This window comes from Cryptosporangium minutisporangium (assembly GCF_039536245.1).
Classification (GTDB): Bacteria; Actinomycetota; Actinomycetes; order Mycobacteriales; family Cryptosporangiaceae; genus Cryptosporangium; species Cryptosporangium minutisporangium.
Map to the genome: position 1 here is coordinate 95162 of NZ_BAAAYN010000005.1, position 26397 is coordinate 121558.

The window sequence follows — 26397 nt, forward strand, 5'->3', positions numbered from 1 at the left end:
CCGGCGGGCGACCGCCCACAGTGGGCTCGGGCCGAGGGTCGGCCCGGCCGGAAGCGGCCGTCATCGGCCGAGCCCGGTCAGGCGGCGAAAGTTGCCGGCGGCGAGCGCCGTCCGCTCGTCGTCGGTCAGCGGCAGCGTCTTCAACACCTCGATCTCGCGGTCGAGCCGATCGTGGCTGCCCGGGTGCGCGACGCCCGGCCGGCTGCGCATCCACAGGTACTCGCTGATCACCCAGTTGCTGCCGAACAGCACCCGGTCGGACCCCAGCTTCCGCAGGTGAGCGACCATGTCCTCGGCGCTGACGTGCCCCTCGGCGACCTCGATCAGCCGCAGCGACACGTCGGTGTGCACGTTCGGGTACGCCCGGACCAGCTCCAGCACCTCCGCGTCGGCGCCCTGGCCGAACGTCCGGTCGTGGCCGAGGTGCGCGAAGATCAGCTTCAGCGTCGGGAAGTCGGCCAGCGGCTTCGCCCAGCGACCGGGTCGTCCGGCCATGAACCCGGCGGCCTGGGTCAGAATCGGGACTCCGGCCGAGGCGCAGTAGTCGAGCACCGGGCGCAAGCGGGGGTCGTCGCCCTCGGTGGAGTGGTTCATCGGCACGTGCTTGACGCCGAGCGCGCCCCGGCGCAGCCCGTTCTCCACCTCGGCGAGCAGCGTCTCCGAGTCCATCAGCACTGGGTCGATGCCGACGAAGCAGCTCAGCCGCGGGTTGCCGGCGACCTGCTCCAGCGCCCACGTGTTGTTGTCCTGGATCCGGCGGACGATGCGCTGCCGCAGGTCCTCGCTCGCGGCGGCGCGAGCGCGCGATTCGTCGGGCAGGATGTTCTGGCCCTGACGCCAGTAGACCCCGGACCAGGTGAACATCAGGATGTTCATGTGCGCGATGCCGGTCGCGTCCATGACGCGCTCGGCCTCCTCCGGCGTGCCGAAGAACTCCGGCCGGTCCGGTAGGCCCATCGCGGCGCTGAACCGCAGCAGGTTGCTGTACAGGTCGCAGCTGTGGTCGGCGCTGCGCAGCACGTGGTTGTGGCAGTCGACGATCTCCAGGTCGGTCACTGCGTCACCTCGTCCAGCGCCTTCGGCGTGAGCGCACCGGCCGGCGGGCGGCGGGTCGTGTGCACGATGCCGCCGTCGGAGACGACCGAGTGGCCGGTCAGGTACGACGACAGGCTGGAGGCGAGGAAGACCGCGACTCCGGCGGTGTCCTCCGCAGTGCCGAGCCGGCCCATCGGCGTGGCTTCGGCGGCCCGGCGCATGAACTCGGCCTGGCCGGGGCGGCTCGAGGTGGGAGTCTCCCGGCCCGTGCGGTCGATCGCGTGGGTGCCCGGCACGACGCAGTTGACGCGGATGCCGTACTGCGCCAGTTCGAGCGCGATCGAGCTGGTCAGGTGGATGACGCCGGCGTTGGCGGCGCCGTAGTGGGCGATCGACGGTGCGGCGGTCACCCCGCTGGTCGACGCGAAGTTGACGATCGCACCGTGCACGCCGTCCTGGATCATCGCCAGCGCCTCGGCCTGCATGCAGAGCATCGCGGTCGTGAGGTTCAGCTCGACCGGGCCGTTCCACTCCTCCAAGGTGAAGTCGAGGAACGACTTCGGCGTCGCGGCGCCGAGGCTGCCGACGCCGTTGACCGCCACCGCCAGAGGCCCGAGCTCCGCGCGCGTCGTCTCGACCATCCGGCGGACGTCGTCGGGGCGCCGGACGTCGGCCTGCAGCGCGATCGAGCGGCGTCCCAGCGCGTCGATCTCCTTACGGGTCTGCTCGGCGAACTCGCCGGCGATGTCGGCGACCGCGACGTGCGCCCCGGCTCGGGCGAGCGCGATCGCGGCGGCCTTGGGGATGCCCCCTCCGCCGCCGGTCACCAGCGCGACCGCGTCGGTCAGCCCGAGCAGCTCCTCGGCCTGGGATGACATGGCTCAGCTCCTTTCCGCGTCGGCCGGCACCGCTGCCGGTTCGACGTACGTCGGCTCGACATAGGGCAGACAGATGCCGCCACCCACGTCCGCGAACGTCACCCGCACTCGCAGACCGGTCCGGACGTCGGCCACGTCCGCGGAGACGAGGTTGGTCAGCAGGTGGAAGCCCTCGTCGAACGCGACGAGGACAACGGCGTAGGGAACGTCGAACGCCGGGGTCTGCGGCCGGTGGACGACGGTGTGGCTGTAGACGCTGCCGAGCCCGGCGCTGACCTGCCAGCTCAGCGTGTCGGCACCGCAGCAGCGGCACAGCAACACCGGGTCGAACTGCGCGGCGCCGCAGGTCTCGCACCGCTGATAGCGCAGTTCGCCCCCGGCGCAGCCGTCCCAGAACGTCCGGGAGACCGGTGTGGGCTCGGGCAGCGGGATGCCCGCGCGCTGGGGCTTCAGCCGGGTCATGGGCGCTCACTCCCCAGCAGCAGGACGTCGGTGAACAGGGCCCCGGCGCCGCCGTTGCTGCAGAGCGCCACGGTCGCGTCCGCGACCTGCCCGGTCGGGCAGCGCTTCTGCAACTGATGGACGCCTCGGGCGACGCGCTGGGTGAGCTGGACGATGCCGCCGCCGTGGCTGTACGACATCAGGCCGCCGTCGGTGGTGGTCGGATAGCGGCCGTCCGGCCCGATCCGTCCGTCCAGCACGAAGGCGCCGCCCTCGCCGTCCGCGCAGAAGCCGAACGCCTCGAACTGCCGGATGATCTCGAACGAGAACGGGTCGTAGAGTTCGCACACGTCGACGTCGTCCGGGGTCAGCCCGGCCGTCGCGAACGCCTGCCGGGCGGCCCGCCTGCCCACGTAGCCGTTCGGTATGTCGTCGCCGGTGCGGCCGGTGAGGTCCCACAGCGGCGCGTGCCGGTAGGCCGGGCCGAACGCGTCGCAGCCGCCGCCGAGGACGTACACGGGCGGGTTCGCCAGGTCGGCGGCGCGCTCGGCGGTCGTCACCAGCAGCGCGCAGCCACCCTCGGACGTCGTCGCGCAGTCGAGCAGGTGGAACGGGTCGGCGATCATCCGGGACGCCAGTACGTCGGCGGGCGTGTACGGACCGCGCCCGGAGTACACGGCTTCCGGGTTGACGTGGCCGTTGTTGCGGATCGTCGCGGCGACCTCGGCCAGCTGCGCGGGCGTGGTGCCGTACCGGTCCATGTGGACGCGGGCGATCAGCGCGAACTCGGCGGCGGTGTAGAGCCCGAATGGCGCGACGAACTCGTTGCTCGGGCGGGTCCAGGGCGCGGTGGACGCCCGCTCGGTGTAGAGACCGGCGCCGCCGTCCGCGATCAGTACGGTCCGCGCGAGGCCGGCCGCGACCAGCGCGCACGCCTGCAGCACACCGGCGATGCCACCGGCCGCGTTGGAGTTCCAGACCGGTCCGAGGCCGAGCGCGTGGATCAACGCGGGCGCGTGCTTGCTGAACACCGCGTCGACGTCGGTCACCGGAACACCGGCGTCGGCGAGGACGCCGCGGGCCGCCTCCAGCGTGATCGAGAACGCGGTGTGCCCCTCGAGCACCCGCGCCTGCCGGGTGTTGTGCGCGGCGACGAGTGCGACGTCGCGGAACGGATGGCTCATCGGGGCCCTTCGGTAAGCAGGCGGTCGCCGATCACGCCGTCCGAGCGGAGCTGTTCCAGCCGCGCGACATCGACGTCGAGCACCTCGGCGTTGTGCTGGCCCAGAGTGGGCGCGGGACGCTGGAACCACGGCGTCCGGCGGGACGCGAACCGCACCGGCAGGCCGGGCAGCTCCAGTACTCCGACGACCGGGTGGTCGAGCGTCTCGGCGAAGCCACGGGCGCGGTGCTGCGGGTTGTCCAGGACGTCCGGCGGCGGCACCACCCGCGCGGCGGGCACTCCGGCGGCGACCAGCAGCTCAGCGGCGGCGGCTGCGTCGCGGCCCGCGGTCCACTCCCCCAGCCGGGCGTCGAGGAGGTCGGCGGCGGCCCGGCGGCGCGCAGCGGTGTCCAGGTCGTCGCTCCACGGCGGTCCTCCCATCACGCGGCGGAGGGCCCGCCACTGCTCGTCGGTGGCGACCGCGACCGCGAGCCACTCGTCGTCGCCCGCGGCGCTGGAGGCACGGTAGACGCCCTGCGGAGCGGCGGCCGGGCCGCGGTTGCCGTCCCGCGCCGGCTCGGCGCCGTAGGCCTGGTACTCCAGCACGAGCTGTGCGGCGACGTTCAGCGCGCTCTCCACCATCGGCACCTCGACGAAGACGCCGATCCCCTGCCGTTCGGCGGATTCGAGCGCGGCGAGGACGGCCACCGCCGCGTGCGCTCCGGCGACCGGGTCGCACGGTCCCTTGAGCACCAGCGGCGGGTCGTCGGCGTGCCCGGTCAGCCACGCCAGCCCGGTGGCCTGCTCCATCGTCTGCGCGAACCCGGTGCGGTCGCGCCACGGGCCGTCCAGGCCGAATGCCGGCATCCGCACCAGGCTGGCTCGCGGGTTGACGGCGCGGATCGCGGCGGCGTCGATACCGAATTGGTCCAGGACGCGCGGCGAGTAGTTCTCGATCAGGACGTCGGCGTCGGCCGCCAGCGCGAGCAGGAGTTCCCGCCCCTCGGCGGTGCCCAGGTCCAGCGTCACGCCACGCTTGCCGGCGTTCGTGCCGTGGAAGACCCCGCCCCACTCCCACCAGCCATCGACGTCGGGCGTGCGCGTGGACGTGAACCGCATGCCGTCGGGTCGGGCGGCGGACTCGACCTTGATCACGTCGGCGCCGAAGCCCGCGAGCAGCTGGGACGCGGCCGGTCCGGCCCAGAACATCGTCAGATCGATGACCCGCACGCCGTCGAGCGGGGCGCCGTCGGGGCGCCCCGGGTCCTGGCGGCGCGACGTCCACGCCACGCGGTGCTCGCCGGGCCTCGGCACCGGACCGGGTAGCGGACCGGCGTCGCCGTCGACCAGGTAGGGCCGTCGCGGTTGACGGAGCGTCCCGGCGGCGTTCGGCACGAACACCCCTCGCGCAGCGAACTGCGCGTTGTCCATGACCGTGGCCGGTGTGCCGAGCGGCGACACCGGGATCCGGAACGCGCTGGCGATCTCCTCGATCGCCGCGGTCGGCAGTCCGGTGGTCCACTCCTCGATCGCCTTCCGGAACTCGGCAGCCCGCTCGCGACGCCGCACCGGGTCGACGATGCCGGGGTCGTCCTGCAGGTCCGGGCGGCCGATCATCACGAGGAAGTCCGCGAACATCTGGCCGGTGATCGTGCAGAACCCCACCCACCCGTCCGCGCTGCGCTCCACCGACGGGATCTCGACGCTCCGCCCCGCCGGACGCCGTCCGGCGAGCCGCGCGGTCACCGGGGCGTAGAGCGACGTTGCCACGCAGAGGCACTCGCACATCGAGAGGTCGGCGTGCTCTCCGCCGCGTCCGCGCCGGCTCCCGGTGCGCAGCGCGAGCGCGGTGGCGCCGGCGTAGCTCCCGGCGATCCACTCGCCGAGGAGCCCACCCGCCTGCACCGGAGGCCGGTCCGGGTAGCCGCGGCCTCCGATCGAACCGGCGAGCGCCTGGAGCGTGAACTCGGTCGCGGGCCGGTTCGCCCACGGGCCGGTGCGGCCGAACGGGGTGATCGAGAGGACGTCCAGCTGGGGGTGGGCGGCTCGGACCCGGGCCAACTCGGCGTCGTCGAGCTGCCCGGACTCCACGAGCAGGTCCGCGCCGCCGATCAGGGCGTCGAGAGCCGGGCCGGGGACCGACCGCTTGCCCGCGGCGAGGAACCCGAACAGCGCGCTGCCGCCCTCGCCGGGGTCCGCGCCGCAGGCGGTCCACCGCCGCAGCGGATCGCCACCGTCGGGCTCGACCTTCACGACGTCGGCGCCGGCGTCGACGAGCAGCTTCGTCGCGTACCCGCCGGCGATCCCGGTCGTCAGGTCGAGGACGCGGAAGTCCTCGACGAGCGGTGCGGATGGCATGCGTTCATCGTCGAGACCGGACACCGCACCGAACCAGGCTCGGTCCCGCTCACCGGGAACGCCGCTCGGCAGCCGCGAGCCGCCCGGCGAACCTGGAGGCGTCTACGAGGAGGACTCATGGCATCCGTGCACCATGTCGGGCTCACGGTCAGCGACCTGGAGCGCTCGATGGACTTCTACGCCGACCTGCTGGACGGCGAGCGCCTGGGGCCGTTCGAGCGCAGCGGTCCCCGGATCGACGCGGTCACCGGCTACCCGGGGGTCGTCGTCCGGCAGGCGTTCGTCACGGCTCCCGACGGCGCGACGGTCGTCGAACTGCTGCAGTACCGCGGCGGCTCCGACGTGGTTCTGGATCCGGACAACGGCTCGGTCGGCGCCGTGCATGTCGCGGTCACGGTCGCCGATCTGGACGCGGTGCTCGCCCGCCTGCGCGCGGCGGGCGTGCACGTGCTGTCGGAGCCGATCGTGGCCAGCGCGCCGCTGGCCCGTCACCGCTGCGTCTACGTGCTGGACCCCGATCGGATCCGGGTGGAGCTCGTCGAGCCGCCGGTCAGTTCAGCCGCTCGATGACCAGCGCCATGCCCTGGCCACCGGCGGCGCAGAGCGTCACCAGGCCGATGCCGCCGTCGCGCTCCTGCAGCCCGTGGATCAGCGTCGTGACCATCCGGGCGCCGGTCGATCCGAACGGGTGGCCGAGCGCGATCGCGCCGCCGTTGACGTTGACCCGGTCGAGGTCGAGGCCCAGCTGATCGATCGACGGCAGGACCTGCGCGGCGAACGCCTCGTTGAGTTCGACCAGGTCGACGTCGCCGACGGCCAGCCCGGCGCGGGCGAGTGCCTGCCGGCTGGCGGCGACCGGGCCGAGTCCCATGATCTCCGGGCTGAGCGCCGAGACGCCGGACGAGACGATCCGCGCCAGCGGCTCGATGCCCAACTCCCGGGCCCGGCGGTCGCTCATCACGACCAGTGCGGCCGCGCCGTCGTTGAGCGGGCAGCAGTTCGCCGCGGTGACGGTCCCGGTGGGCCGGAACACCGGCTTGAGCGCCTCGACCTTCTCCAGCGTCACGCCGGCGCGCGGACCGTCGTCGGTCTCGACCACGGTGCCGTCCGGCAGCGTCACCGGGGTGACGTCGTTCTTCCAGAAGCCGCGGGCTGCGGCGGCCTCCGCGAGGTTCTGGCTGCGCACGGCGTACTCGTCCTGGGCCCGGCGGCTCACCCCGCAGAGCTGGGCCACGTTCTCCGCGGTCTCCCCCATCGCCAGGTAGACGTCGGGCAGCTGAGCGGACTCGCGCGGGTCGGCCCAGGAGGTGCCGCTCTCCGCCCGGGCGGCGGCCCGCTCGGCGGCGTCGGCGTAGCGGGGGTTGCGGGTGGCAGGCATGCCGTCGGCCTTGCCCTTGCCGAACCGGGAGACGGTCTCGACGCCCGCGGAGACGAAGACGTCGCCCTCTCCGGCCCGGATCGCGTGCAGCGCCATCCGGGTGGTCTGGACCGATGAGGCGCAGTAGCGGTGCACGGTCGTGCCGGGGACGCCGTCCAGGTCGAGCCGGAGCGCGACCATCCGGCCGAGGTTGTAGCCCTGTTCTCCGGCCGGCTGGGCGCAGCCGAGCAGCACGTCCTCGATCGCGGCGCGGTCCAGCGCCGGCACCGCCGCGAGCGCGGCGTCGACGACCTGGGCTGCGAGATCGTCGGCGCGCAGCGTGGTCAGCGATCCCTTGTGAGCTCGCCCGATCGGCGACCGGGCGGCGGAGACGATGACGGCGTCGGGCATTCGGCATCCTCGAATCGAGTCAGGCGTTCGGTGTGTGTCGGAGGAAAGCCGGCCACTCGCCGCCCCCGTCGACGTTGAGCACGGCTCCGGTGACGTGCGAAGCGAGCGGCGAGGCGAGGAACAGGCAGGCGTCGCCGACCTCGGCGGGCGTCGCGAAGACGCCCCGGGGGATCGTCGCGGCGACCCGGGCGACCTGTTCGTCGTCGCCGTAGTGGTCGCCTGAGCCGGGGGTGGCCACCAGGCCGCAGCTCACCGCGTTCACCCGGATGTCCGGCGCCCACTCGACCGCGAGGCTGCGGGTGAGGCTCTCGGTCGCGGCTTTGGCCGCGCCGTAGACGGCCGTTCCCGGGCTGGGGCGACGGGCGGAGATCGACGTGATGTTGACGACCGATCCGCCGCCCCCGGCCGCCATCACGGGCTGGACCGCGCGGCACACGTAGACGGCGGCGAGGAAGTTGAGGTCGGTGACCCGCTGGTGGAAGCGGGGTGACGCGGAGACGAAGTCGGTGAACGGCGCCCCGCCCGCGTTGTTGACCGCGACGTCGATCCGGCCACGCCGCTCGGCGACGTCGGCGACCCAGGCGTCGACCTGGGCGGCGTCCCGGACGTCGACCGGACGGAAGCACACGTCCCGGCCGTCGACCGAGCGGAGGGTCTCCGGCTGCGAGCGGCCGCAGATCTCCACGTGCGCTCCCGCCGCGAGGAAACGCTCGACGATCCCGTCGCCCACGCCACGAGCGCCACCGGTGACGAGCACGACCTGCCCGGACAGGTCGATGCCGACCGCCATCAGCGGAGCATGCGGACGTCGTCGGAGTTCCAGTACGCCCGCATGCTCGTGATCCGCGCCTGCTCGTCGAACGTCATCACGTCGATGACCCCGATCTCGACCGCGTGCTCGTCCATCTCGGTCGTGACGACGAAGTGGAACGCGGCGCCGTCGCCGGCGATGCGCAGCGTGACCAGCTCGGTCTTGCGCCGCGCGGATTCGATCGCGGAGTAGAACTTCTCGATCTCGGCGCGCCCCCGGCGGGCGCCGCTGCCGACCGGGTCCTCCTGGGTGGCGTCCTCGGCGAAGCAGTCCGCGATCTCCTCCGCGGTTCCGTCCGCGACCGCGTCCAGGTACCGCTTGACGGCGTTGGCGATGTCCGTGGTCGACGGCGCGTTCATGATGGCTGACCGAAGTCCCACTGGTGGCCCCAGTAGCTGTCGGCGGTGATCTCCTCGGCGGTGTAACTGGCCTCGTCCACCCGGATGCCGGCCCAGCCCACCTCCAGGTCCCAGCCGCCGGGCGTGCGGACGTAGAACGACACCATCTTGTCGTTCGTGTGCCGCCCGAGTGTGGAGGAGATGTGGTGCCCGGACTTCGTCACCCGGTCGAGCGCCTGCCCGACCTCGTCGAGCGTCTCGCACTCGACCATGATGTGCACGAGTGCGGGCGCCTTCAGCTGCGGCGACGGCAGAATCGCCAGGCTGTGGTGGCGCGCGTTGATGCCCATGAACCGCAGCCGCACCGGGCCGTACTCCGGCGGCGCCGGCAGCCGGAACGCCCCGCGGGGCAGGAAGCCGAGCGTCTCGGCGTAGAACCGGTAGGCGCCGTCGAGGTCGCCGACCGGCACGACGACGTGGCCGAGGCCCAGGTCGCCGGTGACGAAGCGGTTGCCGTACTTCGTGCCGACCGGGCTGTGGTCGAGTGCCGGGCCGAAGAAGACCTCGGTCGGCGTGCCGCCGGGGGCCTCGAATGCGATCGCCTCCTCCACCCGGCGCTCGTCGCACTCGGTCGCCGACAGCGGCTTCGCCGCGATACCGGCGGCCTCGACCGCGGTTTGCACCCGGCGCAGCGCCAGGTGGTCACGGACCTCCCAGCCGACGGCCTCCACCCGGTCCTCGTCTCCGGGCACCACCACGATCCGCCCCGGACGTTCGTCCAGGCGCAGGTAGAGCGCGTCGGTCTCCGGGCCGGTGCCCTGGGCGAAGCCGATGTCGTCGAACGCGAACGCGCGCCAGGCGTCCAGATCGGTCGCGCGTACCCGCACGTACCCCAGCGCCTTCAGGTCGGACATGCTGTACTCCTTCGGTCAGCGGGTCAGGAACTCGAGCACGACGCGTTCGAAGTCGGCCTTGCGTTCCTGCATGGCCCAGTGGCCGCAGTTCGGGAACACGTGCAGCTCGGCGTTGCGCAGGTGGCGCAGCGGCAGGAACGCGCTCTCCAGCGGCGTCACCCGGTCGTCCCGGCCGTAGGTGAGCAGCGTCGGGTGCGCGATCTCGCCCAGCCGCGCCCACAGCGGCGTCCCCGGCGACGCCCCGGACGCCATCGCGCGCAGCGCCGCCCGGTAGAAGTCCCGGGTGAAGTCCAGCGCACCGGGCGCCGACGCCGCGCGCCACCGCGCCTCGATCCGCTCCTCGGTGAGGAACGACTGGTCGCCGACCATGCTCTGCATCCAGGCGACGAGCCGCTCCCGCGTCGGGTCCTCGACGAACGCGGTGAGCAGCCGGATACCCTCGGTCGGCTGCGGCGTGAACAGCGGAACGCCGACTCCGCCGGGCCCCATCAGCACGAGCCGCTCGACCCGCTCGGGGTAGTCGAGCGCGAGCTGGGTGGCGACCATTCCGCCGAGCGAGTTGCCCAGGACGTGAACCTTCTCCAGGCCGAGCTCGTCGAGCAGGCGGATGAGCGCCTTAACGGCGATCGCGCCGTAGGGGCGGTCCAGCGCCGGGACGTAGCTCGCACCGTAGCCGGGCAGGTCGGGAACGATCGTGGTGAACCGCTCGGCGAAGACCGGCACGTTCTCGCCGAAGTTCGCCCAGCCGCTGACGCCGGGGCCCGAACCGTGCAGCAGGAGGAGCGCCGGACCGTCGCCGTCGACGCGGTGATGAATCGGTTCAGGGACCATCAGATCAGCGCTCGCAGCGCGCCCTGCGGTTCGATCCCGAGCTGGGTCAGCGCGGTGGCGTGGTAGATGCCGCCCGGGGTGTGGATCGCGTGCTGCAGCCCGACGTGCGCGTCCCGCCAGAACCGCTGCATAGGGTTGTTCCGCCGCACCGCGTTGCCACCGGAGCGCGCGAAGATCTCGTCGACGGCCGCGACCGCACGCCACGCACACCGGGTCTGATTGCGGCGGACCACCGCACGGTCCTCGAAGGACACGGTCTGCCCGGCGTCGACCTTGTCGTAGAGCCGGCTGATCCCGTCCAGCAGCTGGGTGCGGGACGCGGCGATCTCGGTCGCCGCCTCCGAGATCGCGTACAGCACGTACGGGTCGTCCTTGATCGCGGTGCCCATCGCGGTGACGCGGTTCCGCTGGTAGTCCAGGTGGGCCGCGAGCGCGCCCTCGGCGATGCCGATGACCGCGGCGGTGATGCCCAGCGGGAACATCGCCCAGAACGGCAGCCGGTACACGGTGTCGGCCCGGTCGCCGGCCTGTCCCGCGGCGACCTCCTCGGAGTCGATCGTGCGGTACTCGGGGATGAACGCACCGTCGACGACGACGTCCTTGCTGCCGGTGCCGGACAGACCGATGACGTCCCAGGAGTCCTCGACGATCGTGTAGTCGGCCCGGGGAAGCACCACGTGCATCGCCCGGAACGGCTGGGCCGGGCTGCCGTCCGGGTTACCGACCGCCGCACCGAGGAAGATCCAGTCGCAGTGGTCGGTGCCGGAGGAGAAGTTCCACCGCCCGCGCAGCACGTAGCCGCCGTCGGTCGGCACCGCGACGCCCTGCGGCGCGTACGGCGAGGCGATCCAGGTGTCGGGGTTCTCGCCCCACACCTCCTGCTGCAGACGGCGGTCCATCAGCGCCATCTCCCACGGGTGGACGCCGCCGACGCCGCAGACCCAGCCGGTCGAACCGCAGTTCTTGGCGACCGCCATGACGGCCTCGGCGAAGTCCCGCGGATGGGCGGCGTATCCGCCGAAGTCAGTGGGCTGCAGCATCCGCATCACGCCGGCCTCGCGGACGACCCGCACGCTCTCGTCGGACAGCCGGCCCAGCCGCTCGGTCTCGTCCGCGACCTTGCGTAACCGATCGCCGAGCTCCTCGACACGTCGGACCACCTCGTGGACCATGCGCGCACCTCCGGTCGCGTTGCTGGCCGCCGTCGGAAGGGCGGTCGATCCGAAGCTAGGTTCGGTTCGGTGGGGCGTTCTACGGCCGCTCCCGGTCACCGGGACGGACAGCTGGCATCCCGGTGAGCGGTGGGAACCGGTGTCACCCCCGCCCACTTTCGTCATGCTCGGGTACCACCGACCGGAAAGGAACCCGTTTCATGTCTGTATCGGATCCGTTGACGAAGGCCCGCGCGCTCTACGAGGCGCGGCGCACCCGGGTGCCGATCGCTCCTTTCACCGACGACGATCCCTCGCTCGGGATGGCCGACGGCTACGCGATCCAGCGCGAGCTCGTCGAGCTGTTGCTCTCCGACGGGGACCGGGTGATCGGGCACAAGGTCGGTGTGACGTCGAAGGCGATGCAGGAGCTGATCGGAATCGACTCACCGGACTACGGACCGGTACTGGCCTCCACCGTGTACCGAGACAGCGGGACGATCCCGCTCGACCGGTTCATCGCGCCGAAGATGGAGGCCGAGATCGTGTTCGTGCTCGGTCGCCGGCTGCAGGGCCCGGGCGTCACGGTCGAGGAGGCACGGGCGGCGATCTCGGGCGCGGTGGCCGCGATGGAGATCGTCGACTCGCGGATCGCCGACTGGCGGATCAAGCTGGCCGACACGGTCGCGGACCTCGCGTCGAACGGGGCGGCCGTGCTCTCCGACCAGGTGGTGCCGCTCGACGGCCTCGACCCCCGGCTGATCCACATGACGCTGCGCCGCAACGGCACCGTGATCGACGAGGGGATGGGGTCGGCCGCGCTCGGCGACCCGGTCGGGGTGGTGGCCTGGCTGGCTAATGTGCTCGGTCCGGACGGCGTCGCGCTCGAGCCGGGGCACGTCATCATGACCGGCGCGCTGCACGCCGCCGTCCCGCTGGAGCCGGGTGACGAGTTCCGCGCCGACTTCGACCACCTCGGCTCGGTGACGATCCACGTCGCCTGAGTACCGGCGTCGGCCGGAACGATGTGCCGCCGGGCTCGTGTGAGCGAGCCCAGCGGCGCATCGTTCGCGCGGCAATCACGCGCGGCGCTCGGCCGCCAGCTGGATCGCGACGTCGAGGATCATGTCCTCCTGCCCGCCGACGAACCCGAGCTCGCCGCAGCGCCGCAGGATCTCGTGCGCGGGCACGTCGTACCGCTCCCCGGCCCGCTCGGCGTGCAGGAGGAACGACGAGTAGACCCCGGCCCAGCCCTGCACGATCGCGTTCCGGTCCATCTTCGGCCAGCGGGTCAGGTACGGCCGGACGACCTCCTCGGCCGCGTCGACCAACGCAGCCACATCCAGCCCGGTCGAGACCCCCAGCCGGTCGAATACCGCGGCCAGCACCTCGGTCGGCGAGTTGCCCGCGCCCGCACCGAGCGCGCAGAGCGACCCGTCGATCGAGCGCACTCCGGCCTCGTAGGCCAGCACCGAGTTCGCGACGCCGAGGCTGAGGTTCTGGTGACCGTGGTAGCCCACCTCCGCCTCGTCGCCGACCTCGGCCACGAGCGCGTCGAAGCGATCCTTGGCCTCGTGCATCAGCAGCGCACCGGCCGAGTCGGTGACGTACGGGCACTGGCACCCGGCGTCGACCATGATCCGGGCCTGCTTCGCCAGGTCCCCCGGGCTGGTGCGGTGGGCCATCATCAGGAAGCCGACGGTCTCCATGCCCAGCGCGCGGGCCGCCTCGAAGTGCTGCGGGGAGACGTCGGCCTCGGTGCAGTGCGTCGCGACCCGGACGATGTCCGCGCCGGCGTCCCGGGCCCGCTCGAGGTCCTTGACCGTACCGATGCCGGGCACGAGCAGCACCGCGATGCGCGCCCGTTTCGCCTCGTCCTTGGCGGCCGCGATCAGCCGCATCTCGTCGGTGCGGGAGAAGCCGTAGTTGAACGACGACCCGCCGATCCCGTCGCCGTGCGAGACCTCGATGACCTCGACGCCAGCCCGGTCGAGCGCCCGGACCGTGTCGCGCACCTGCGTCTCGGTGAAGCGGTGCGCCATCGCGTGGCTGCCGTCGCGCAGCGTCGTGTCGGTGATCCGGACGTCGTGCCGGAACTCGGGGCGGCTCACGCGCTCACTCCGGTCGTCGTAGCCAGGGCGGATCGTGCCATGAGTTCTCCCACCTGGGCCGCGGCCGCGGTCATGATGTCGAGGTTGCCGGCCCACGGCGGCAGGTAGTCACCGTTGCCCCGGACTTCGAGGAACACCGCGACCCGCGCCCGGCCGTTCCAGTCCTCGCGCGGATCGTCGAACTGCGGGTCCGCGCGCAGCGTGTAGCCCGGCACGTACTCCTGCACGTCGCGCACCATGTCGTGCACCGAGGCGGCGATCGCGTCGCGGTCGGCGTCCGGGTCGATCGCGCAGAACACCGTGTCGCGCATGATCATCGGCGGGTGGACCGGGTTGAGTATGATGATCGCCTTGCCCCGCGCGGCGCCGCCGACCTCCTCCACCGCGCGGGCGGTGGTCTCGGTGAACTCGTCGATGTTGGCGCGGGTGCCCGGGCCGGCGCCCCGGGACGCGACCGACGCGACGATCTCGGCGTAGGGCACCGGCGTCACCCGCGACACCGCGTGCACGATCGGGATCGTCGCCTGACCGCCGCAGGTGATCATCGAGACGTTCGGCGACCGGAGGTGCGCCGCGCCGTTGACCGGCGGCGAGACCATCGGCCCGAGGTGCGCGGGGGTCAGGTCCACCGCCTGGATACCGGCTTCGGCGTAGCGCGGCGCGTTGGCCAGGTGTGCCTTGGCCGACGTCGCCTCGAACACCAGCTGCGGGAGCGGGTCCTGGCGCAGCAGCCAGTCGACGCCCTCCGGCGAGGCTGCGACACCGCGCTCGCGGGCGCGTGCCAGGCCGTCGGACTCGACGACGCCGACCACGTACCCGACCTCGATCGTCTCGCTGCGCTGCAGCTTGGCGAGGAGGTCGGTGCCGATGTTTCCGGGGCCGACGATCGCGGCCGTCACCTTCTGCATGGTCATGACATGAACCTCTCGGGATTCAGCGGGTGGCGGCGTGCTCCACGGCGAGGTAGCCGAAGACCATGGCGGGGCCGATCGTCGCGCCCGCGCCGGCGTACTCGTTGCCCATGACCGAAGCCGACACGTTGCCGGTCGCGTAGAGGCCGTCGATGACCGAGCCGTCTTCGCGCAGCACGCGACCGTGCTCGTCGCTGACCAGCCCGCCCTTGGTGCCGAGATCGCCGGCCTCCAGCCGGATCGCGTAGTAGGGACCGGCGTCGAGCGTGTCGAGCACCGGGTTGGGCAGCGTCGGGTCGCCGTAGTAGTGGTCGTACGCGGAGTCGCCGCGGCCGAAGTCCTCGTCTTTCCCGGTGCGGGCGAAGCCGTTGAACCGGTCGACGGTGGCCTGCAGCGCGTCGGCCGGGACATCGATCTTCTCGGCGAGCTCGGCGAGTGTGTCGGCCTTCGTGACCAGCCCGCTCTTGTACCAGCGGCCGGGGAAGCGCTGGCCGGGCAGAATCCCGGCGAACTGGTACCGGTCCCGGGCCTTGGCGTCGAGGATCGCGTGGATCGGCACGTACCCACCGTCGAGCTGATCGTGGACGAAGTTGACGTACGGCGACGACTCGTTCGTGAAGCGCTTGCCCTCCTGGTTGACGATCACCATCGGCGGGATGCAGCGCTCGGAGACCAGCGGGAAGACCTCGCCGTCCGGCTTGGCGATCGCCGGCATCCACCAAGCGTCGTCCATCAGGTCCAGGTCGGCGCCGACCTGCTCGCCGAGCCGGTGGCCGTCCCCGACGTTGGTCGGCGCGCCCATGCTGAAGTCGGCTCGCCCGTGCTCGGGCAGGTGCTTGTCCCGCAGCACCGGGTCGTGGTCAAAGCCTCCGGTGGCCAGGATCAGTCCGCGGCGGGCCCGGACGCGGACCGGCTTGCCGGCGCGCTGCACGACCGCGCCGACGACCGCGCCGTTCTCGACCACCAGCTCGACGATCGGCGCCTCGAGCCAGAGCGGGATCTTCAGGTCGCGCATGGTCAGCCGCAGCCGGGCGATCAGCGCCGCGCCAAGCGTCTTCATGTGCCGGCGCCGGACCAGGTTGCTCAGCACCCGCCAGCCGGCCACCGGGAACATCCGCCAGGCCTTGCGGTCGCGCTTGAACATCATCAGGGTCTTGGCCTCATATCCGGTGAGCCACAGACCCATAGGCGCGGGGACGTCGAGGCCGCGCAGCCGGTCCTCCTCGTCGCCGAGCTTGCGGGCGTCGATCGGCTTCGGCTCGATCGTGCGGCCCTTCGGACGGCCGCCGGGCTCCTCGGGGTGGTAGTCGGAGTAGCCGGGGCACCAGGTGAACGCCATGTGCCGACTGACGCGGTGCAGCATGGTCAGCACCTCGGGTCCGCGATCGGCGTAGGTGTCCAGCCGCGCGGCCGGAACCCGGTCGCCGACGATCGCGTGCAGGTAGCGGCGGACGTCAGCGGGATCGTCGGTCAGTCCCTTCGCCCGCAGCGTCGGGTTGTTCGGGAGCCAGATGCCGCCGCCGGACAACGCGGTGGAGCCGCCGAACCCGGCGGCCTTCTCGACGACGAGCGCGTCGAGGCCCCGGTCGGCGGCCGCGATCGCGCTGACCATGCCGCCGGCACCGCTGCCGGCGATCAGCACGTCGACCTCGTGGTCCCAGGCCTTTATCATTGACGTCCTCCGTGTGCTGCGTGCCGTGCCGCGCGGTAGCCGAAGACCATGCCCGAGCCCAGCGGCGTTCCCGGGCCGGGGTAGACGTGTCCGGCCACCGACGCGGCTGAGTTCCCGGTGGCGTAGAGGCCGGGGATCGGTGCCCCGGCTTCGTCCAGCACGCGGGCGTCCGGGTCGATCCGGGCGCCGCCCTTGGTGCCGAGGTCACCGAGCACGATCTGGATCGCCGAGTACGGGCCGCGGTCGATCGGCACCAAGCACGGGTTCGGTCCGGTGCCGTCGGCGAAGAAAAGGTCGTACGCGTCCTCGCCGCGGTGGTAGTCCTCGTCCACTCCGGAGGCCGCGAATCCGTTGAACCGCTCGACGGTGCGCTGCAGCGCGTCGGCGGGCACGCCGATCCGCGTCGCCAGCTCGGCGAGGGAATCCGCCGTCCGCCACAGCCCAGCCGCGGTGAACGCCTCCCGATCCGGGGCGGGCTGCGAGATCCCGGGCATCGCGTCGAAGCGGGCGTCGAACACGAGCCAGCACGGGACGTGCGGCACGCCGGTGGCCTGGCCGCGGCGCAGCTCGTGGCCCATGCGGTCATAGGGCAACGATTCGTTGGCGAACCGCTCGCCGGCACCGTTGACGAGGATGCCGCCGCGGAAGCCGAGCGTGAACTCGGCGCGCCCGTTCGGGAACAGCGTCGCCGGACACCACCAGGCCTCGTCCAGCAGGTCCACCGCGCCGCCGACCGCCTGGATCGCGGCCAGCGCGTCGCCGGTGTTCGAGCCCGGCGCCGCCGACGTCCACTGGCCGCTCGGCAGCGCGTGATGTTCGCGGCGCAGGTCGTCGTCGCACTCGTAGCCTCCGGCCGCGAGCACGACGCCACGCTCGGCCCGGATGCGGCGCGGTCCTTCCGGCCCGTCGACGTCGATCCCGATGACGCGTCCGTCCTCCACGACCAGCGACGTCATCGGCGTGCGGGAGTAGAGCGTCGCCGACCCGGTCGCGTCGAGCGCCAGCAGCAGCCGGCCGATCAGCGCCTGACCGCCGATCAGCGTGCTCCGGTCCTCGGAGAGGCCGTGCTGGTCGATCGAGATCGTCGGGCGCAGGTCGGCCAGGCGCTCGCCGAGCTCCGCGGCCCGGAGCGCACGCGGGAAGATGTCGCGGCCGTTCTCGACCCGGCCCGGAGCCTCGAAGTAGTCGGGGAACGGCCCGTAGTCGAAGACCAGCGCCGGGTCCTTCTCCAGGAACTCGATCAGCTCGGGCCCGGTCGACAGGTAGGCCTCCTGGAGCGCGGCCGAAGTGCGGTCGCCGACGACCGCCCGGAAGTACTCCAGTCCCAGCTCCACCGAGTCCGGCACGCCCGCGCGCTGCTGCGCCGGATTGCCGGGCAGCCAGATGCCCGCACCGGAGTAGGCGCTGGTGCCGCCGAAGTACTCGGTCTTCTCGACCACGATCGTGCGCAGTCCGGTAGCCGCGGCGGTGTACGCCGCGGTGAGTGCGGCGCCGCCGGACCCCACGACGACGACGTCGGCGGTCTCGACCGAGAAATTCCGGGCAGGCGACATGCACGCTCCTTTCCGAGCGGGACGAAATCTCAGTCGTCGTAGGTGAGCTCGACCTCGTCGGTCACCGGGACCGCCTGGCAACCCAGGACCCAGCCCTCGGCCAGGTCCTCCTCTTCCAGGACGTCGTTGCGCAGCATCTTGACCTCGCCGCTCACGAGCCGGCAGGCGCAGGCGCTGCACGCGCCTTCCTTGCAGGAGTAGGGCGGCTGAAGTCCCTCGGCGAGCAACCGGTCGACGAGCGTGGTGTCAGTCCGCCAACTCAGCTCGCGCCGGTCGCCGTCGAGGGTCACGGTGAGGCGGGTGGCCGGGCCGTCCGCCCTGCTGGTCTCCACGGTTGCCGCGAACGGATCGCCGCTCAGCGACCGGAACCGTTCGAGCACGACCGGGATGCCCGTCGGGCGCAACGCCTCACACACCGCGTCCATGAACGGCTCTGGCCCGCACACGAACGCGGCATCCCGTCCGGCGTGCGGTGCGGCCAGCGCGGCGAGCATCGCGGCCGTCGGCAGACCCTGCACACTCTCCAGCAGGTGGATGACCTGAAGACGGTCGGGCGCCTTCGCCGCCAGCGTCCGCAGCTCCGCGGCGAAGATCACGGAGTTCTCGTCGCGGTTGGCGTAGACCAGCACCGCGCTGCCGCCCGGCTGAGCGAGCACCGCCTTCACGATCGAGAACACCGGCGTGATGCCGCTCCCGGCGGCGAACAGCAGTAGATCGGCGTCGAGCCGCTCCGGGGTGAACAGCCCTGCCGGCGGCAGCACCTCGATCTCGTCGCCGGGCCGCACCCGGTCGCAGACCCAGGCCGAGCCCACTCCCCCGGCAACCCGCTTGACGGTCACCGTGAGGTCGGCGTCGACGCCGGGGGCGCTGGCGAGCGAGTAGCAGCGGGCCACCGACGGCTGGTCGTCGCAGGGGATGCGCAGCGTGAGGTACTGGCCGGGGCGGTAGCGGAACCGGTCCCGGTCGGCGTCGGGCACGCGCAGCACGAGCGATCTGCTGTCGGCGGTCTCCGGCACCACGTCGAGGACCGTGAGCGTGTAGCTCATCTACGAGTCCCCGACCGGGAGCAGCCCTTCACGCACCGACGACTCGATGCTGGCGCGCAGCTGCGTGCAGGTCCGGATCAGCGCCCGGTCTGCGTGACCGCCCAGCTCGGTGCACTGGTCGGTGCCGGACGTCCACTGCACGAGCGTGTGCGCCAGGCTGTTCTTCTTGACCAGCACGCACGACCCGCACTGGCGGCAGGACACGGGAACCACGGATCAGGCCCCGGTGCCGTCGGTGCTGACCAGGAGCCGTCCGCTGGCCAGGTTCGCGTCGACCTCCCGCTGCCAGAACCCGATCGCGCGCTCGGTGTCGATCTCGAACTCGAACCGCTGCGTCATCTCCGGCGTGACGTCGCCCGCGTCGACGTAGAACTGCTCGTACCAGCGCCGCAGCTGGTAGACCGGGCCGTCTTCCTCGCACAGCAGCGGGTTGTCGATCTTGGTCTTGTTCTTCCAGATCTCGACGTCCTGGAGGAAGCCCTTCTCGACCCCGGCCGTGAAGCTGCGGGCCACGCCCTCGACCTGCGCGTCGCTCATGCCGTCGGGCTTGCGCACCGAGACGCCGTACTGCAGGACGAAACTCGTCGGCGTGATCGGGTAGTGGCAGTTGATCAGCACCGTCTTCAGCACCTGCCCGTCGGGCAGGTCGTTCTCCAGGTAGTTGATCATGTAGGACGGGCCGTAGTACGACGCCTCCGACCGGTTGACCGCGTCGTTGCCGTAGTTGGTGCCCATCCGGACGTCGGGCCGCGACTTGCTATTCATGTACTGCGTCGCGATGTGCCCTTCGAAGATGTTCTTGAAGTACACCGGGAACGCGTAGTGGATGTAGAAGAAGTGCGCCATGTCGACGACGTTGTCGACGATCTCCCGGCAGTTCGAGCCGTCGATCCGGAGGCGGTTCCAGGTGAACTCGGTCCACGCGTCGGTGCCGATGCCCTCGATCTCCGGGATCGTGACCTCCGGCGGCGGCGGGTTGCCCTGCGGGTCGTTCCAGACGTAGAGCTGCGCGTTGCGCACCAGCGTCTGCCAGGTCTTCGTCCGGGCGCGCGGCGGAACGCGGCGGGCGTACGGGATGTTCGCGCAGCGGCCGGACCCCGACCAGCGCCAGTCGTGGAACGGGCAGGCGAGGGCGTCTCCCTTGACCTCGCCCCGGCTCAGGTCGCCGCCCATGTGCGGGCAGAACGCGTTCAGGACGTGCAGGTCGCCGGCGCTGTCGGCGAACACCACGAGCTTGGTACCGAACGCCTCGACCGCGTGCGGCTTGCCGTCGGCGAACTCCTCCGCCAGGCCGAGGCAGTGCCAACCGCGGGCGAACCGCGTGGGGGGCGCGGCGAATTCGATCACGCGGACGTCGTCGTCAACTGTGGCCATGGATGCTCCCGTGCACGAGCCGAGTCGGAACCGGTGGGTTCGCTTTCTCATGCTGCGAGCCGGTTCCCGCGGCGACGAGGTCTTCTCCCGGTCACCGGGACGGGCGCCGTACGGGCGCCCGCCCCGGCGGTCTCAGCTCTGCGCGGCGCTGATCCGGCGAGCGACCGCCCGTCGCCGCAGCAGCACGACGCCGACGGCGAGGAACACGAGCCCGAGCGGCACCAGCACGTACGCCGCGCGGCCGCGCGCCCAGGGCAGCCAGCGCGCCCCGGTCCGCACCTCGTCCCGCCGCGAGTCGGTCATCTTCCCGCTCTCCATCGTGGCGGCGAACGCGGTCACCGTGCGGCCGGCGAACGTGTACCCCTGGGTGCGCTGGTCGCGAGAGGCGATCGGAGCGCCGGTCGACGGCTCGATCCACGAGGTGGTCGTGCGCGTGTACCAGGACTCGGCCTGCACGACCGGCTCCGGGCGACCGAACAGCGCGCCGGGAAGCTGCGCCACGCCGGTCTTCTGCCGCGGCACCTTCGCCTCGAACACGTACGTGTCGAAGCCGTCGCGTCGCTCCTCGCGGACGTAGGCCATCGGCCAGGTGCGGCCGATGGTGCCGTCCCAGAATGGGTAGTCCCGCTTCTGCACGTCGAATGGCCAGGCGAAGTAGCCCTGGCGCTGGACCGGGCGGCTCTCGGATTCCTTCAGCGACGTGCCGATCCGGTCGTCGCAGCAGTTCGTGGTCTCGCCCGTACGACGGTCAATCGAGACGCGCTCGGCCACCGGCGGCCCGAGCGGTCCGATTCCGGCCGCGGTCGTCGTGGTCGTCATCTCCCACACCACGCTGTCACCGTCGTCCGGGCGAGGGCCCGGCTTCATCACCGTGGTGGACGTGAGCTGCAGGCCGCGGACTTCCTTGAGCCCGATCGGGGAGGTCCGATCCGGGACGAGCAGGGTCGCACCGCGAGCGGTCGACGTCGCCGGCCCTCCCGGGTCGTCGGGAAGCACCGCGACGCGCGGGTACACGACGAGCGGCAGAAGCAGCGCGGCGACCAGAAGCGCCAGCCCGACGACGAGGGCCAGGACGCCGGCGACCAGGGCGCCGCGAGCCTTCGGACGTACGGGGTCCGGGCCAGCGGTCGGCGCGCCCTCATCGGGCGGAGCGGAAGTCTCGGTGGCCGTGCTTTCCGGCTCAGCTGCCATGATGAACCATCCGATCGTGAGGGTTCGCGAGACGCGGGTGGTGCGGTCACTTGCGCGCGCAACCTGTCGACGCATCGCGGGGAAGCGGGCTGGCGACCCGCGGAGGGGACCGTAGGGAGCGGAGCCCGAGCCGGGGATACGGTCGTCCCGCTGATCGGGAGACTTTCTCGCCGCCGGCGAGAGCTGCCGGCGGGGCGACGATCCCCCTCCCGATCAGCGGGATTCGGCGTCGCAGCGCCCCCTGGCCACGCTGCGACGCTGACGCGATGAACCAGCGATGGACGAAGGACGAACTGAACGAGGCGTTCGAGCTGCACGCGGCCACGGTCGCCGGCGCGGCGGCCTCCGGGGACTGGGAGCCGTTCGTGCAGCTCTTCCTCCCCGACGCCACCTACGTCGACCCGATGGTCGGAGTGATGCGCGGGCACGAGCAGATCCGGCCCTGGGTCACCGCGACGCTCGGCACGTTCCCCGGGTCCGCGATGCACTACCCCGAGGCGTGGCACCTGGTGGATCCCGAGCGTGGCCGGATCGTCTGCGAGCTGCGCAACGTCCTGCGCGATCCCGGCGACGGGAGCACGTTCGAGGAGAACAACATCTCGATCCTCGAGTACGCGGGCGACGGCCGCTTCCGCTCCGAGCGGGACGTCTACGACTCCGCGGCCATGGTCAAGCTCATCGAGTCCTGGGGTCGGCGCAGCGCGGAGCTCGGCACCCTCGACGAGGAGGAACGTGCCTGGTTCTCGGGGGCCTACCCCCACATCCTGCAGCCGTCGGACGGCTGAGATCCGCGTCAGGTCGTCGCGCGCGTAACGACCTCGGTGTGAAGTTCCGGCAGCGGAATCTCGGCGGCGGATCCGCCGCGCACGATCGTCAGCGCCACCTCGGCGAAGTAGCGGCCGACGCCTCGGCTGTCGAGGCGGACGCTGGACATCGGGGGGTAGTAGAGCGCCGCGAACGGCGTGTCGTCGTGCCCGACCACCGCGAGGTCGTCGGGCACCCGCAGCCCCTGGCCCAGTGCCGCCGACAGGATCGCCGCGGCCGACTCGTCGTTGAACGCGACCACCGCGGTCACGCCCGCCCGCACCCACCGGGCGACGGCTCGTCCGGCGGCGGCCGGGTCCGCGTGCAGATGCACCGCGCGCGTCAACGGAATTCCCCGCTCCCTCGCGCGCCGGCGGGCGGCCTTGATGCGGGCTTCGGCCAGGACGGTCAGCCGAGCGTCGGTCGTCCCCGCGACCGCGATCGACGTGTGGCCCCGGTCGGCGAGATGATCCACCTGCCGGACCGCGCCCTCCCCGACTGCGGGGATGTCGGCGAGTGATCCCGTGACCGGCCGCTCCGGGTGCACGTGCTGCACCCCGGCCGCCCGCAGTGCGTCCAGCTCCTCCGCCGTGAACGGCAGGTGCCCGGTGACCACGGCCGGGTCCAGCGTCTCCCAGAGCGGACGGGAGCGATCCCCGAGGTGCCGCGTCCACGTCACCAACGAGTAGCCCGCCCGGTCGAGGAGTTGGGCGGTCTCGTCCAGGTACTCCCGCATCGTGAACTCCATCGGCCAGTCCGGCAGGACGTGCAGCACGATGCGGCTGGAACCACGGGCCAGCGCCTGGGCGGCGGCGTGCGGGCGGTAGCCCAGGCGGGCGGCCTCGTCGAGAACGCGCTTGCGGGTCACCTCCGGGATGCTCTGCCCCGGGGTGTTGTTCAGGACGTAACCGACGGTGGCCCGCGAGATCCCCAGCGAACGGGCCACGTCGGTCGACGTGACCCGCCGCTGGGCCGGCTTCCGAGCCTTCGCGTCCGCCGCCATGCCGCCCCTCGTCGCTGTCCGCCGCCCGCAGACGATACTGCAGGCGGTCGGGCCTAGATCGCGTTCGCCTTCGCCGTGTTGCCCAGCCACGCCAGGCTGGGTTTCGGCCGCCGCGCGAACGTCTCCCGGTCGACCGCGATCAGCCCGAACGTCGGCTCCCAGCGGCCCCACTCGAAGTTGTCCAGCAGTGACCAGTGGAGGTAGCCCCGCACGTCGATCCCGTCGTCGATCGCGTCCCGCAGCGCGGTGAGCGCAGCCGTCGTATAGGCGATCCGGCGCGTGTCGTCGGGGGTCGCGATGCCGTTCTCGGTGACGACGATCGGCACGTTTCCGACCACCTCGGCGGTGTGCCGCACCGCGATGCCCAGTGCGTCGGGGCGGTACGCCCATCCCATCAGCGTGTTGTCCGGATGGGGCGGGTGGGCGACGACGCCGTTCTCGTCGACCGGCTGGCTGGTGTAGGACTGCACGCCGACGAAGTCGTCGTCGCGGGCGGGCTCGAGGTACCTGTCCTCCCACTGGTACTGCACGTCGGCGTGCGTGACCTCGTTGCCCGGGGTGGAGGTCAGCGCCTGGTTCGCGACGGTCCACCCGACCTTGGCGCCGGTGGCCCGACGCACCAGCGGCGCGACGGCACGGTGGGCCGCGATCAGGGCCTCGCCGACCTCGGCGTCGGGCAGCGCGCCCTGCAGCTGGTACTCCTTGCCGGCCTCGACGCGCCGCAGCTGGCCATGGTTGATCGCGACGATGTTGGGCTCGTTGATCGTGCAGACCCACTCGACGCCGCCGAGGATCGGGCACACCTGCTCGACGTAGCGCGTGAAGAGCTCGACGGCGTCCGGACGCAGCCACGCGCTCCCCCGGCCGAACCAGGCCGGGTGGGTGAAGTGGTGCAGCGTCACCACGGGGGTCAGCTCGAGGTCGAGCGCCGTGTCGATCATCCGGCGGTAGTGCGCCAGTTCCGCGCGGGAGAACTTCCCCGGGCTCGGTTCGATCCGCGACCACTCGATGCTGAACCGGTAGGCGTTGAGTCCCGCGTCGGCCAGCAGCCGCATGTCCTCGCCGAACCGGTGGTAGCTGTCGAGCGCGTCTCCGCTGAACTGCACCCCGGCCGCGGCCGCTTCGTGCTCCAGCCGCCACCAGTCGTTGTTCAGGTTGTTCCCTTCGACCTGGTGCGCAGCGGTCGCGGCGCCCCAGAGGAAGCCGTCGGGGAAGGAACGAGTCACGGTTCGGATCTCCTCGGAGGGGTGGGTAGTAGGAGGTCAGCCGGTGACCGGCACGGGCGCGCCCGGGGTGATGCCGTTCTCGTTGAACGAGTCCACCGCGACCCAGTAGTCGACCCCCGCGTTCAGCGCACGCAGATCGAGGTCGGTCTGCTCGTACACCAGCCAGCTGTGGTAGAGCTTCTCCGGCGCCAGTCCGTATCGGACGTTGTAGCCCTGAGCGCCGGCGACGCCGTCCCACTCGATCCGGGCGACACGTCCGTCGACGCGGGTCGCCCGAGGTGCCACGTCGGCCGGGGGGCGGCCGTTGCCGGTGCCGAACACCCGGAGTCCGCTGATCGCCAGGGGGCCGTCGAACGGGAGCCGACCGGCCGTGACCCGGACGTAGCGTGCGCGCCGGGGCTCGTCCAGCGTCGCGAAGAGGTGGGGCGTGTCCCGCCCCGTGCCGCGCCCGTCGTGCACGGTCGTCCACGACCGTCCGTCGACCGACGTCTCGACGTGCAGCTCGGCCGGGTACGACGCGGCGTAGATCCCGCGGTACTCGTGGCCGGGATCGCGGCCGTCGGTCGTCTCCGGCGCCAGTGCGGCGAGCTCGTGGTCGGCGAGGTTGACCTGGACGGCGTGCACCGTCGTGAGGTTCCCGAGGTCGAGCCGCAGCCACTGCCCGGGCTCGGTGGAGTCCGCCACCCACCAGTCGCGGATGTTCTCGTTCACCGCGAGTTCCGGTCCGTGCTCGTCGAGCGAGGAGGACGCGGTCGCCGCGGAGCGGTAGGAGAGTAGCATCCCGGCGGGCGAGACCTCGGTCCACGGATCGAAGCGCCGGTCGGGCACCTGCATCGGGTAGTCGGCGAAGTTCTGGTTGCAGAACAGCACACCGTCGTCGTCGAAACCGGCCGGGAAGAGGCCGATGCGCCGCTCGAAAGCGTGGTTGACCGAGATGCGCATGGTCGCCGCGTGCCACCAGTTCCCGTATTGGTCCTGGAACGTGCTGCCGTGGCCGGCGCCGGTGATGAACCCGCCGGGCTTGGCCGAGAACGGGCTGTGCGGCGAGTACGTGAACGGGCCGAGCGGGCCGGTCCCGGTGAAGTAGCCGTCGGCGTAGGTGTTGTACTCGGTGCCCGGCGCCGCGTACTGCAGGTAGTACGTCTCGCCGCGGCGGGTCATCCACGCACCTTCGATGAACGGACCCTCGCCGACGTAGTCGGCGATCAGCTTCTCCATCTCGGTGCGCGGTGGCTGCTTGACGTGGTCGTCGCCGGGCTGTTCCCAGCCGCGCGACTCGGTGTCCGCGGCGATGAGGTCGACGCGGTCGCCGATCGGTGCGAAGGTCCGCGGGTCGATGCGCGTGCCGTAGATCGGGGTTTTGTTGTCGCAGCCCCAGTAGAGGTACGTCGCGCCGTCGTCGTCCTGGAACAGGTTCGGGTCCCAGAACGGGAACGCACCGGGCGTGACCTCGACGAAGTCGTCCGCGAGCGGGTCGACCGAGCGGAAGAACGGGCAGGGTTCGTCTCGGCGCGACGCGGAGATGTAGAGCGCGCCGTCGACCTCGCGCACGTCCGGCGCGTAGTCCAGCGGCGGCAGCTTCTCGGTCGGCCGGTAGTCCCAGGTGACGAGGTCCGCCGAGTGCCAGAAGCCGCGGGACATCGAGGCGAACAGGTAGAACCGGCCGCGGAACCGCACGATCGACGGGTCGGCTGCCTCCCGATGCACCGTGCGGCCGCTCAGCATCGGCCGGATCTCCTGGTACCGGTAGGGCAGATCGAGCGGATTGCAGATCATTCGAACCATGCCCGGGTGGGACATCGTGGCTCCTCGGCGTGCG

The 26397-nt window shown here is 71.9% G+C and carries 25 protein-coding genes; 3 read left to right on the forward strand and 22 right to left on the reverse strand.

What is annotated here, in order from left to right; translation table 11 throughout:
* Window positions 1–60: 60 nt before the first annotated feature.
* The 5 genes from ABEB28_RS04505 to ABEB28_RS04525 are packed head-to-tail and all read right to left on the reverse strand — an operon-like array spanning window position 61 to window position 5874.
* Window positions 61–1056 carry an amidohydrolase family protein gene (locus tag ABEB28_RS04505; protein ID WP_345726671.1) on the reverse strand — a complete coding sequence of 332 codons (996 nt, stop codon included), beginning with the start codon at window positions 1054–1056 and terminating at the stop codon, window positions 61–63.
* Complete coding sequence (locus ABEB28_RS04510) at window positions 1053–1913, reverse strand: SDR family NAD(P)-dependent oxidoreductase (RefSeq protein ID WP_345726672.1); 861 nt, start codon at window positions 1911–1913, stop codon at window positions 1053–1055. Before ABEB28_RS04510 ends, ABEB28_RS04505 begins: the two co-directional genes overlap by 4 nt.
* A gap of 3 nt (window positions 1914–1916) precedes the next feature.
* Window positions 1917–2375: a Zn-ribbon domain-containing OB-fold protein gene (locus ABEB28_RS04515; RefSeq protein ID WP_345726673.1), complete on the reverse strand. Its 459-nt coding sequence runs from the start codon at window positions 2373–2375 to the stop codon at window positions 1917–1919.
* Window positions 2372–3538, reverse strand: coding sequence for a thiolase family protein (locus ABEB28_RS04520; RefSeq protein WP_345726674.1), 1167 nt, complete (start codon window positions 3536–3538; stop codon window positions 2372–2374). Before ABEB28_RS04520 ends, ABEB28_RS04515 begins: the two co-directional genes overlap by 4 nt.
* Entirely contained in the window at window positions 3535–5874 is a 2340-nt protein-coding gene (locus ABEB28_RS04525) for a CaiB/BaiF CoA-transferase family protein (protein ID WP_345726675.1), read from the reverse strand. The genes ABEB28_RS04520 and ABEB28_RS04525 overlap by 4 nt, the downstream gene beginning before the upstream one ends.
* Window positions 5875–5991: 117 nt before the next feature.
* Between ABEB28_RS04525 and ABEB28_RS04530 the strand changes: the two genes are divergently transcribed.
* Window positions 5992–6444, forward strand: coding sequence for a VOC family protein (locus ABEB28_RS04530; RefSeq protein WP_345726676.1), 453 nt, complete (start codon window positions 5992–5994; stop codon window positions 6442–6444).
* Here ABEB28_RS04530 and ABEB28_RS04535 read toward each other — a convergent pair.
* Genes ABEB28_RS04535 through ABEB28_RS04560 form a run of 6 tightly spaced genes read right to left on the reverse strand, consistent with a single transcriptional unit; the run spans window position 6425 to window position 11708 of the window.
* Entirely contained in the window at window positions 6425–7642 is a 1218-nt protein-coding gene (locus ABEB28_RS04535; protein ID WP_345726677.1) for an acetyl-CoA C-acetyltransferase, read from the reverse strand. The genes ABEB28_RS04530 and ABEB28_RS04535 overlap by 20 nt on opposite strands.
* Window positions 7643–7661: 19 nt before the next feature.
* Window positions 7662–8432, reverse strand: coding sequence for an SDR family oxidoreductase (locus ABEB28_RS04540; RefSeq protein ID WP_345726678.1), 771 nt, complete (start codon window positions 8430–8432; stop codon window positions 7662–7664).
* Window positions 8432–8812: a nuclear transport factor 2 family protein gene (locus tag ABEB28_RS04545; protein WP_345726679.1), complete on the reverse strand. Its 381-nt coding sequence runs from the start codon at window positions 8810–8812 to the stop codon at window positions 8432–8434. The genes ABEB28_RS04540 and ABEB28_RS04545 overlap by 1 nt, the downstream gene beginning before the upstream one ends.
* Window positions 8809–9705, reverse strand: coding sequence for a VOC family protein (locus tag ABEB28_RS04550; RefSeq protein ID WP_345726680.1), 897 nt, complete (start codon window positions 9703–9705; stop codon window positions 8809–8811). The genes ABEB28_RS04545 and ABEB28_RS04550 overlap by 4 nt, the downstream gene beginning before the upstream one ends.
* Window positions 9706–9720: 15 nt before the next feature.
* Window positions 9721–10536: an alpha/beta fold hydrolase gene (locus ABEB28_RS04555; RefSeq protein WP_345726681.1), complete on the reverse strand. Its 816-nt coding sequence runs from the start codon at window positions 10534–10536 to the stop codon at window positions 9721–9723.
* Window positions 10536–11708, reverse strand: coding sequence for an acyl-CoA dehydrogenase family protein (locus ABEB28_RS04560; protein ID WP_345726682.1), 1173 nt, complete (start codon window positions 11706–11708; stop codon window positions 10536–10538). The genes ABEB28_RS04555 and ABEB28_RS04560 overlap by 1 nt, the downstream gene beginning before the upstream one ends.
* 200 nt (window positions 11709–11908) lie before the next feature.
* Here ABEB28_RS04560 and ABEB28_RS04565 point away from each other — a divergent pair, with 200 nt between their 5' ends.
* Window positions 11909–12691, forward strand: coding sequence for a 2-keto-4-pentenoate hydratase (locus ABEB28_RS04565; RefSeq protein ID WP_345726683.1), 783 nt, complete (start codon window positions 11909–11911; stop codon window positions 12689–12691).
* Window positions 12692–12766: 75 nt separating this feature from the next.
* On the opposite strand, the gene dmpG is transcribed toward ABEB28_RS04565, so the two are convergent.
* The 8 genes from dmpG to pgfA form a co-directional block, all read right to left on the reverse strand.
* A complete protein-coding gene (dmpG, locus tag ABEB28_RS04570; RefSeq protein WP_345726684.1) occupies window positions 12767–13798 on the reverse strand; it encodes a 4-hydroxy-2-oxovalerate aldolase in 1032 nt (343 codons plus the stop codon).
* A complete protein-coding gene (locus ABEB28_RS04575) occupies window positions 13795–14706 on the reverse strand; it encodes an acetaldehyde dehydrogenase (acetylating) (RefSeq protein ID WP_376980632.1) in 912 nt (303 codons plus the stop codon). Before ABEB28_RS04575 ends, dmpG begins: the two co-directional genes overlap by 4 nt.
* Window positions 14707–14731: 25 nt before the next feature.
* Window positions 14732–16381 carry an FAD-binding protein gene (locus ABEB28_RS04580; RefSeq protein WP_345726686.1) on the reverse strand — a complete coding sequence of 550 codons (1650 nt, stop codon included), beginning with the start codon at window positions 16379–16381 and terminating at the stop codon, window positions 14732–14734.
* A complete protein-coding gene (locus tag ABEB28_RS04585) occupies window positions 16378–17934 on the reverse strand; it encodes an FAD-dependent oxidoreductase (RefSeq protein WP_345726687.1) in 1557 nt (518 codons plus the stop codon). The genes ABEB28_RS04580 and ABEB28_RS04585 overlap by 4 nt, the downstream gene beginning before the upstream one ends.
* Window positions 17935–17963: 29 nt before the next feature.
* On the reverse strand, window positions 17964–18980 hold the full coding sequence (locus ABEB28_RS04590) for a 2Fe-2S iron-sulfur cluster-binding protein (RefSeq protein ID WP_345726688.1): 1017 nt from the start codon (window positions 18978–18980) through the stop codon (window positions 17964–17966).
* Entirely contained in the window at window positions 18981–19157 is a 177-nt protein-coding gene (locus ABEB28_RS04595) for a hypothetical protein (protein ID WP_345726689.1), read from the reverse strand.
* A 39-nt stretch (window positions 19158–19196) separates the two neighbouring features.
* The gene (locus ABEB28_RS04600; protein ID WP_345726690.1) at window positions 19197–20354 is read right to left on the reverse strand and encodes a 3-ketosteroid-9-alpha-monooxygenase, oxygenase component; all 1158 of its coding nucleotides are present in this window, start codon (window positions 20352–20354) and stop codon (window positions 19197–19199) included.
* Window positions 20355–20486: 132 nt separating this feature from the next.
* Window positions 20487–21545: a cell envelope lipid trafficking protein PgfA gene (gene pgfA, locus ABEB28_RS04605; protein WP_345726691.1), complete on the reverse strand. Its 1059-nt coding sequence runs from the start codon at window positions 21543–21545 to the stop codon at window positions 20487–20489.
* A 266-nt stretch (window positions 21546–21811) separates the two neighbouring features.
* On the opposite strand from pgfA, the gene ABEB28_RS04610 reads away from it, so the two are divergent.
* On the forward strand, window positions 21812–22330 hold the full coding sequence (locus ABEB28_RS04610; RefSeq protein ID WP_345726692.1) for a nuclear transport factor 2 family protein: 519 nt from the start codon (window positions 21812–21814) through the stop codon (window positions 22328–22330).
* An 8-nt stretch (window positions 22331–22338) separates the two neighbouring features.
* Here the strand turns inward: ABEB28_RS04610 and ABEB28_RS04615 are convergent, their stop codons facing one another.
* Genes ABEB28_RS04615 through ABEB28_RS04625 form a run of 3 tightly spaced genes read right to left on the reverse strand, consistent with a single transcriptional unit; the run spans window position 22339 to window position 26378 of the window.
* Window positions 22339–23352: a LacI family DNA-binding transcriptional regulator gene (locus ABEB28_RS04615; RefSeq protein WP_345726693.1), complete on the reverse strand. Its 1014-nt coding sequence runs from the start codon at window positions 23350–23352 to the stop codon at window positions 22339–22341.
* A 53-nt stretch (window positions 23353–23405) separates the two neighbouring features.
* Window positions 23406–24578: a glycoside hydrolase family 1 protein gene (locus tag ABEB28_RS04620; RefSeq protein WP_345726694.1), complete on the reverse strand. Its 1173-nt coding sequence runs from the start codon at window positions 24576–24578 to the stop codon at window positions 23406–23408.
* 36 nt (window positions 24579–24614) lie between these two features.
* Window positions 24615–26378 (reverse strand): family 43 glycosylhydrolase, encoded by a 1764-nt coding sequence (locus ABEB28_RS04625; RefSeq protein ID WP_345726695.1) that lies wholly within the window; start codon window positions 26376–26378, stop codon window positions 24615–24617.
* Window positions 26379–26397 lie beyond the last annotated feature (19 nt).

Coding starts and splice junctions, on each gene's coding strand:
- ABEB28_RS04510 (WP_345726672.1), bottom strand. CDS start 1,913: ATGTCATCCCAGGCCGAGGAGCTGCTCGGGCTGACCGACGCGGTCGCG.
- ABEB28_RS04515 (WP_345726673.1), bottom strand. CDS start 2,375: ATGACCCGGCTGAAGCCCCAGCGCGCGGGCATCCCGCTGCCCGAGCCC.
- ABEB28_RS04520 (WP_345726674.1), bottom strand. CDS start 3,538: ATGAGCCATCCGTTCCGCGACGTCGCACTCGTCGCCGCGCACAACACC.
- ABEB28_RS04525 (WP_345726675.1), bottom strand. CDS start 5,874: ATGCCATCCGCACCGCTCGTCGAGGACTTCCGCGTCCTCGACCTGACG.
- ABEB28_RS04530 (WP_345726676.1), top strand. CDS start 5,992: ATGGCATCCGTGCACCATGTCGGGCTCACGGTCAGCGACCTGGAGCGC.
- ABEB28_RS04535 (WP_345726677.1), bottom strand. CDS start 7,642: ATGCCCGACGCCGTCATCGTCTCCGCCGCCCGGTCGCCGATCGGGCGA.
- ABEB28_RS04540 (WP_345726678.1), bottom strand. CDS start 8,432: ATGGCGGTCGGCATCGACCTGTCCGGGCAGGTCGTGCTCGTCACCGGT.
- ABEB28_RS04545 (WP_345726679.1), bottom strand. CDS start 8,812: ATGAACGCGCCGTCGACCACGGACATCGCCAACGCCGTCAAGCGGTAC.
- ABEB28_RS04550 (WP_345726680.1), bottom strand. CDS start 9,705: ATGTCCGACCTGAAGGCGCTGGGGTACGTGCGGGTACGCGCGACCGAT.
- ABEB28_RS04555 (WP_345726681.1), bottom strand. CDS start 10,536: ATGGTCCCTGAACCGATTCATCACCGCGTCGACGGCGACGGTCCGGCG.
- ABEB28_RS04560 (WP_345726682.1), bottom strand. CDS start 11,708: ATGGTCCACGAGGTGGTCCGACGTGTCGAGGAGCTCGGCGATCGGTTA.
- ABEB28_RS04565 (WP_345726683.1), top strand. CDS start 11,909: ATGTCTGTATCGGATCCGTTGACGAAGGCCCGCGCGCTCTACGAGGCG.
- ABEB28_RS04575 (WP_376980632.1), bottom strand. CDS start 14,706: ATGCAGAAGGTGACGGCCGCGATCGTCGGCCCCGGAAACATCGGCACC.
- ABEB28_RS04580 (WP_345726686.1), bottom strand. CDS start 16,381: ATGATAAAGGCCTGGGACCACGAGGTCGACGTGCTGATCGCCGGCAGC.
- ABEB28_RS04585 (WP_345726687.1), bottom strand. CDS start 17,934: ATGTCGCCTGCCCGGAATTTCTCGGTCGAGACCGCCGACGTCGTCGTC.
- ABEB28_RS04590 (WP_345726688.1), bottom strand. CDS start 18,980: ATGAGCTACACGCTCACGGTCCTCGACGTGGTGCCGGAGACCGCCGAC.
- ABEB28_RS04600 (WP_345726690.1), bottom strand. CDS start 20,354: ATGGCCACAGTTGACGACGACGTCCGCGTGATCGAATTCGCCGCGCCC.
- pgfA (WP_345726691.1), bottom strand. CDS start 21,545: ATGGCAGCTGAGCCGGAAAGCACGGCCACCGAGACTTCCGCTCCGCCC.
- ABEB28_RS04610 (WP_345726692.1), top strand. CDS start 21,812: ATGAACCAGCGATGGACGAAGGACGAACTGAACGAGGCGTTCGAGCTG.
- ABEB28_RS04615 (WP_345726693.1), bottom strand. CDS start 23,352: ATGGCGGCGGACGCGAAGGCTCGGAAGCCGGCCCAGCGGCGGGTCACG.
- ABEB28_RS04625 (WP_345726695.1), bottom strand. CDS start 26,378: ATGTCCCACCCGGGCATGGTTCGAATGATCTGCAATCCGCTCGATCTG.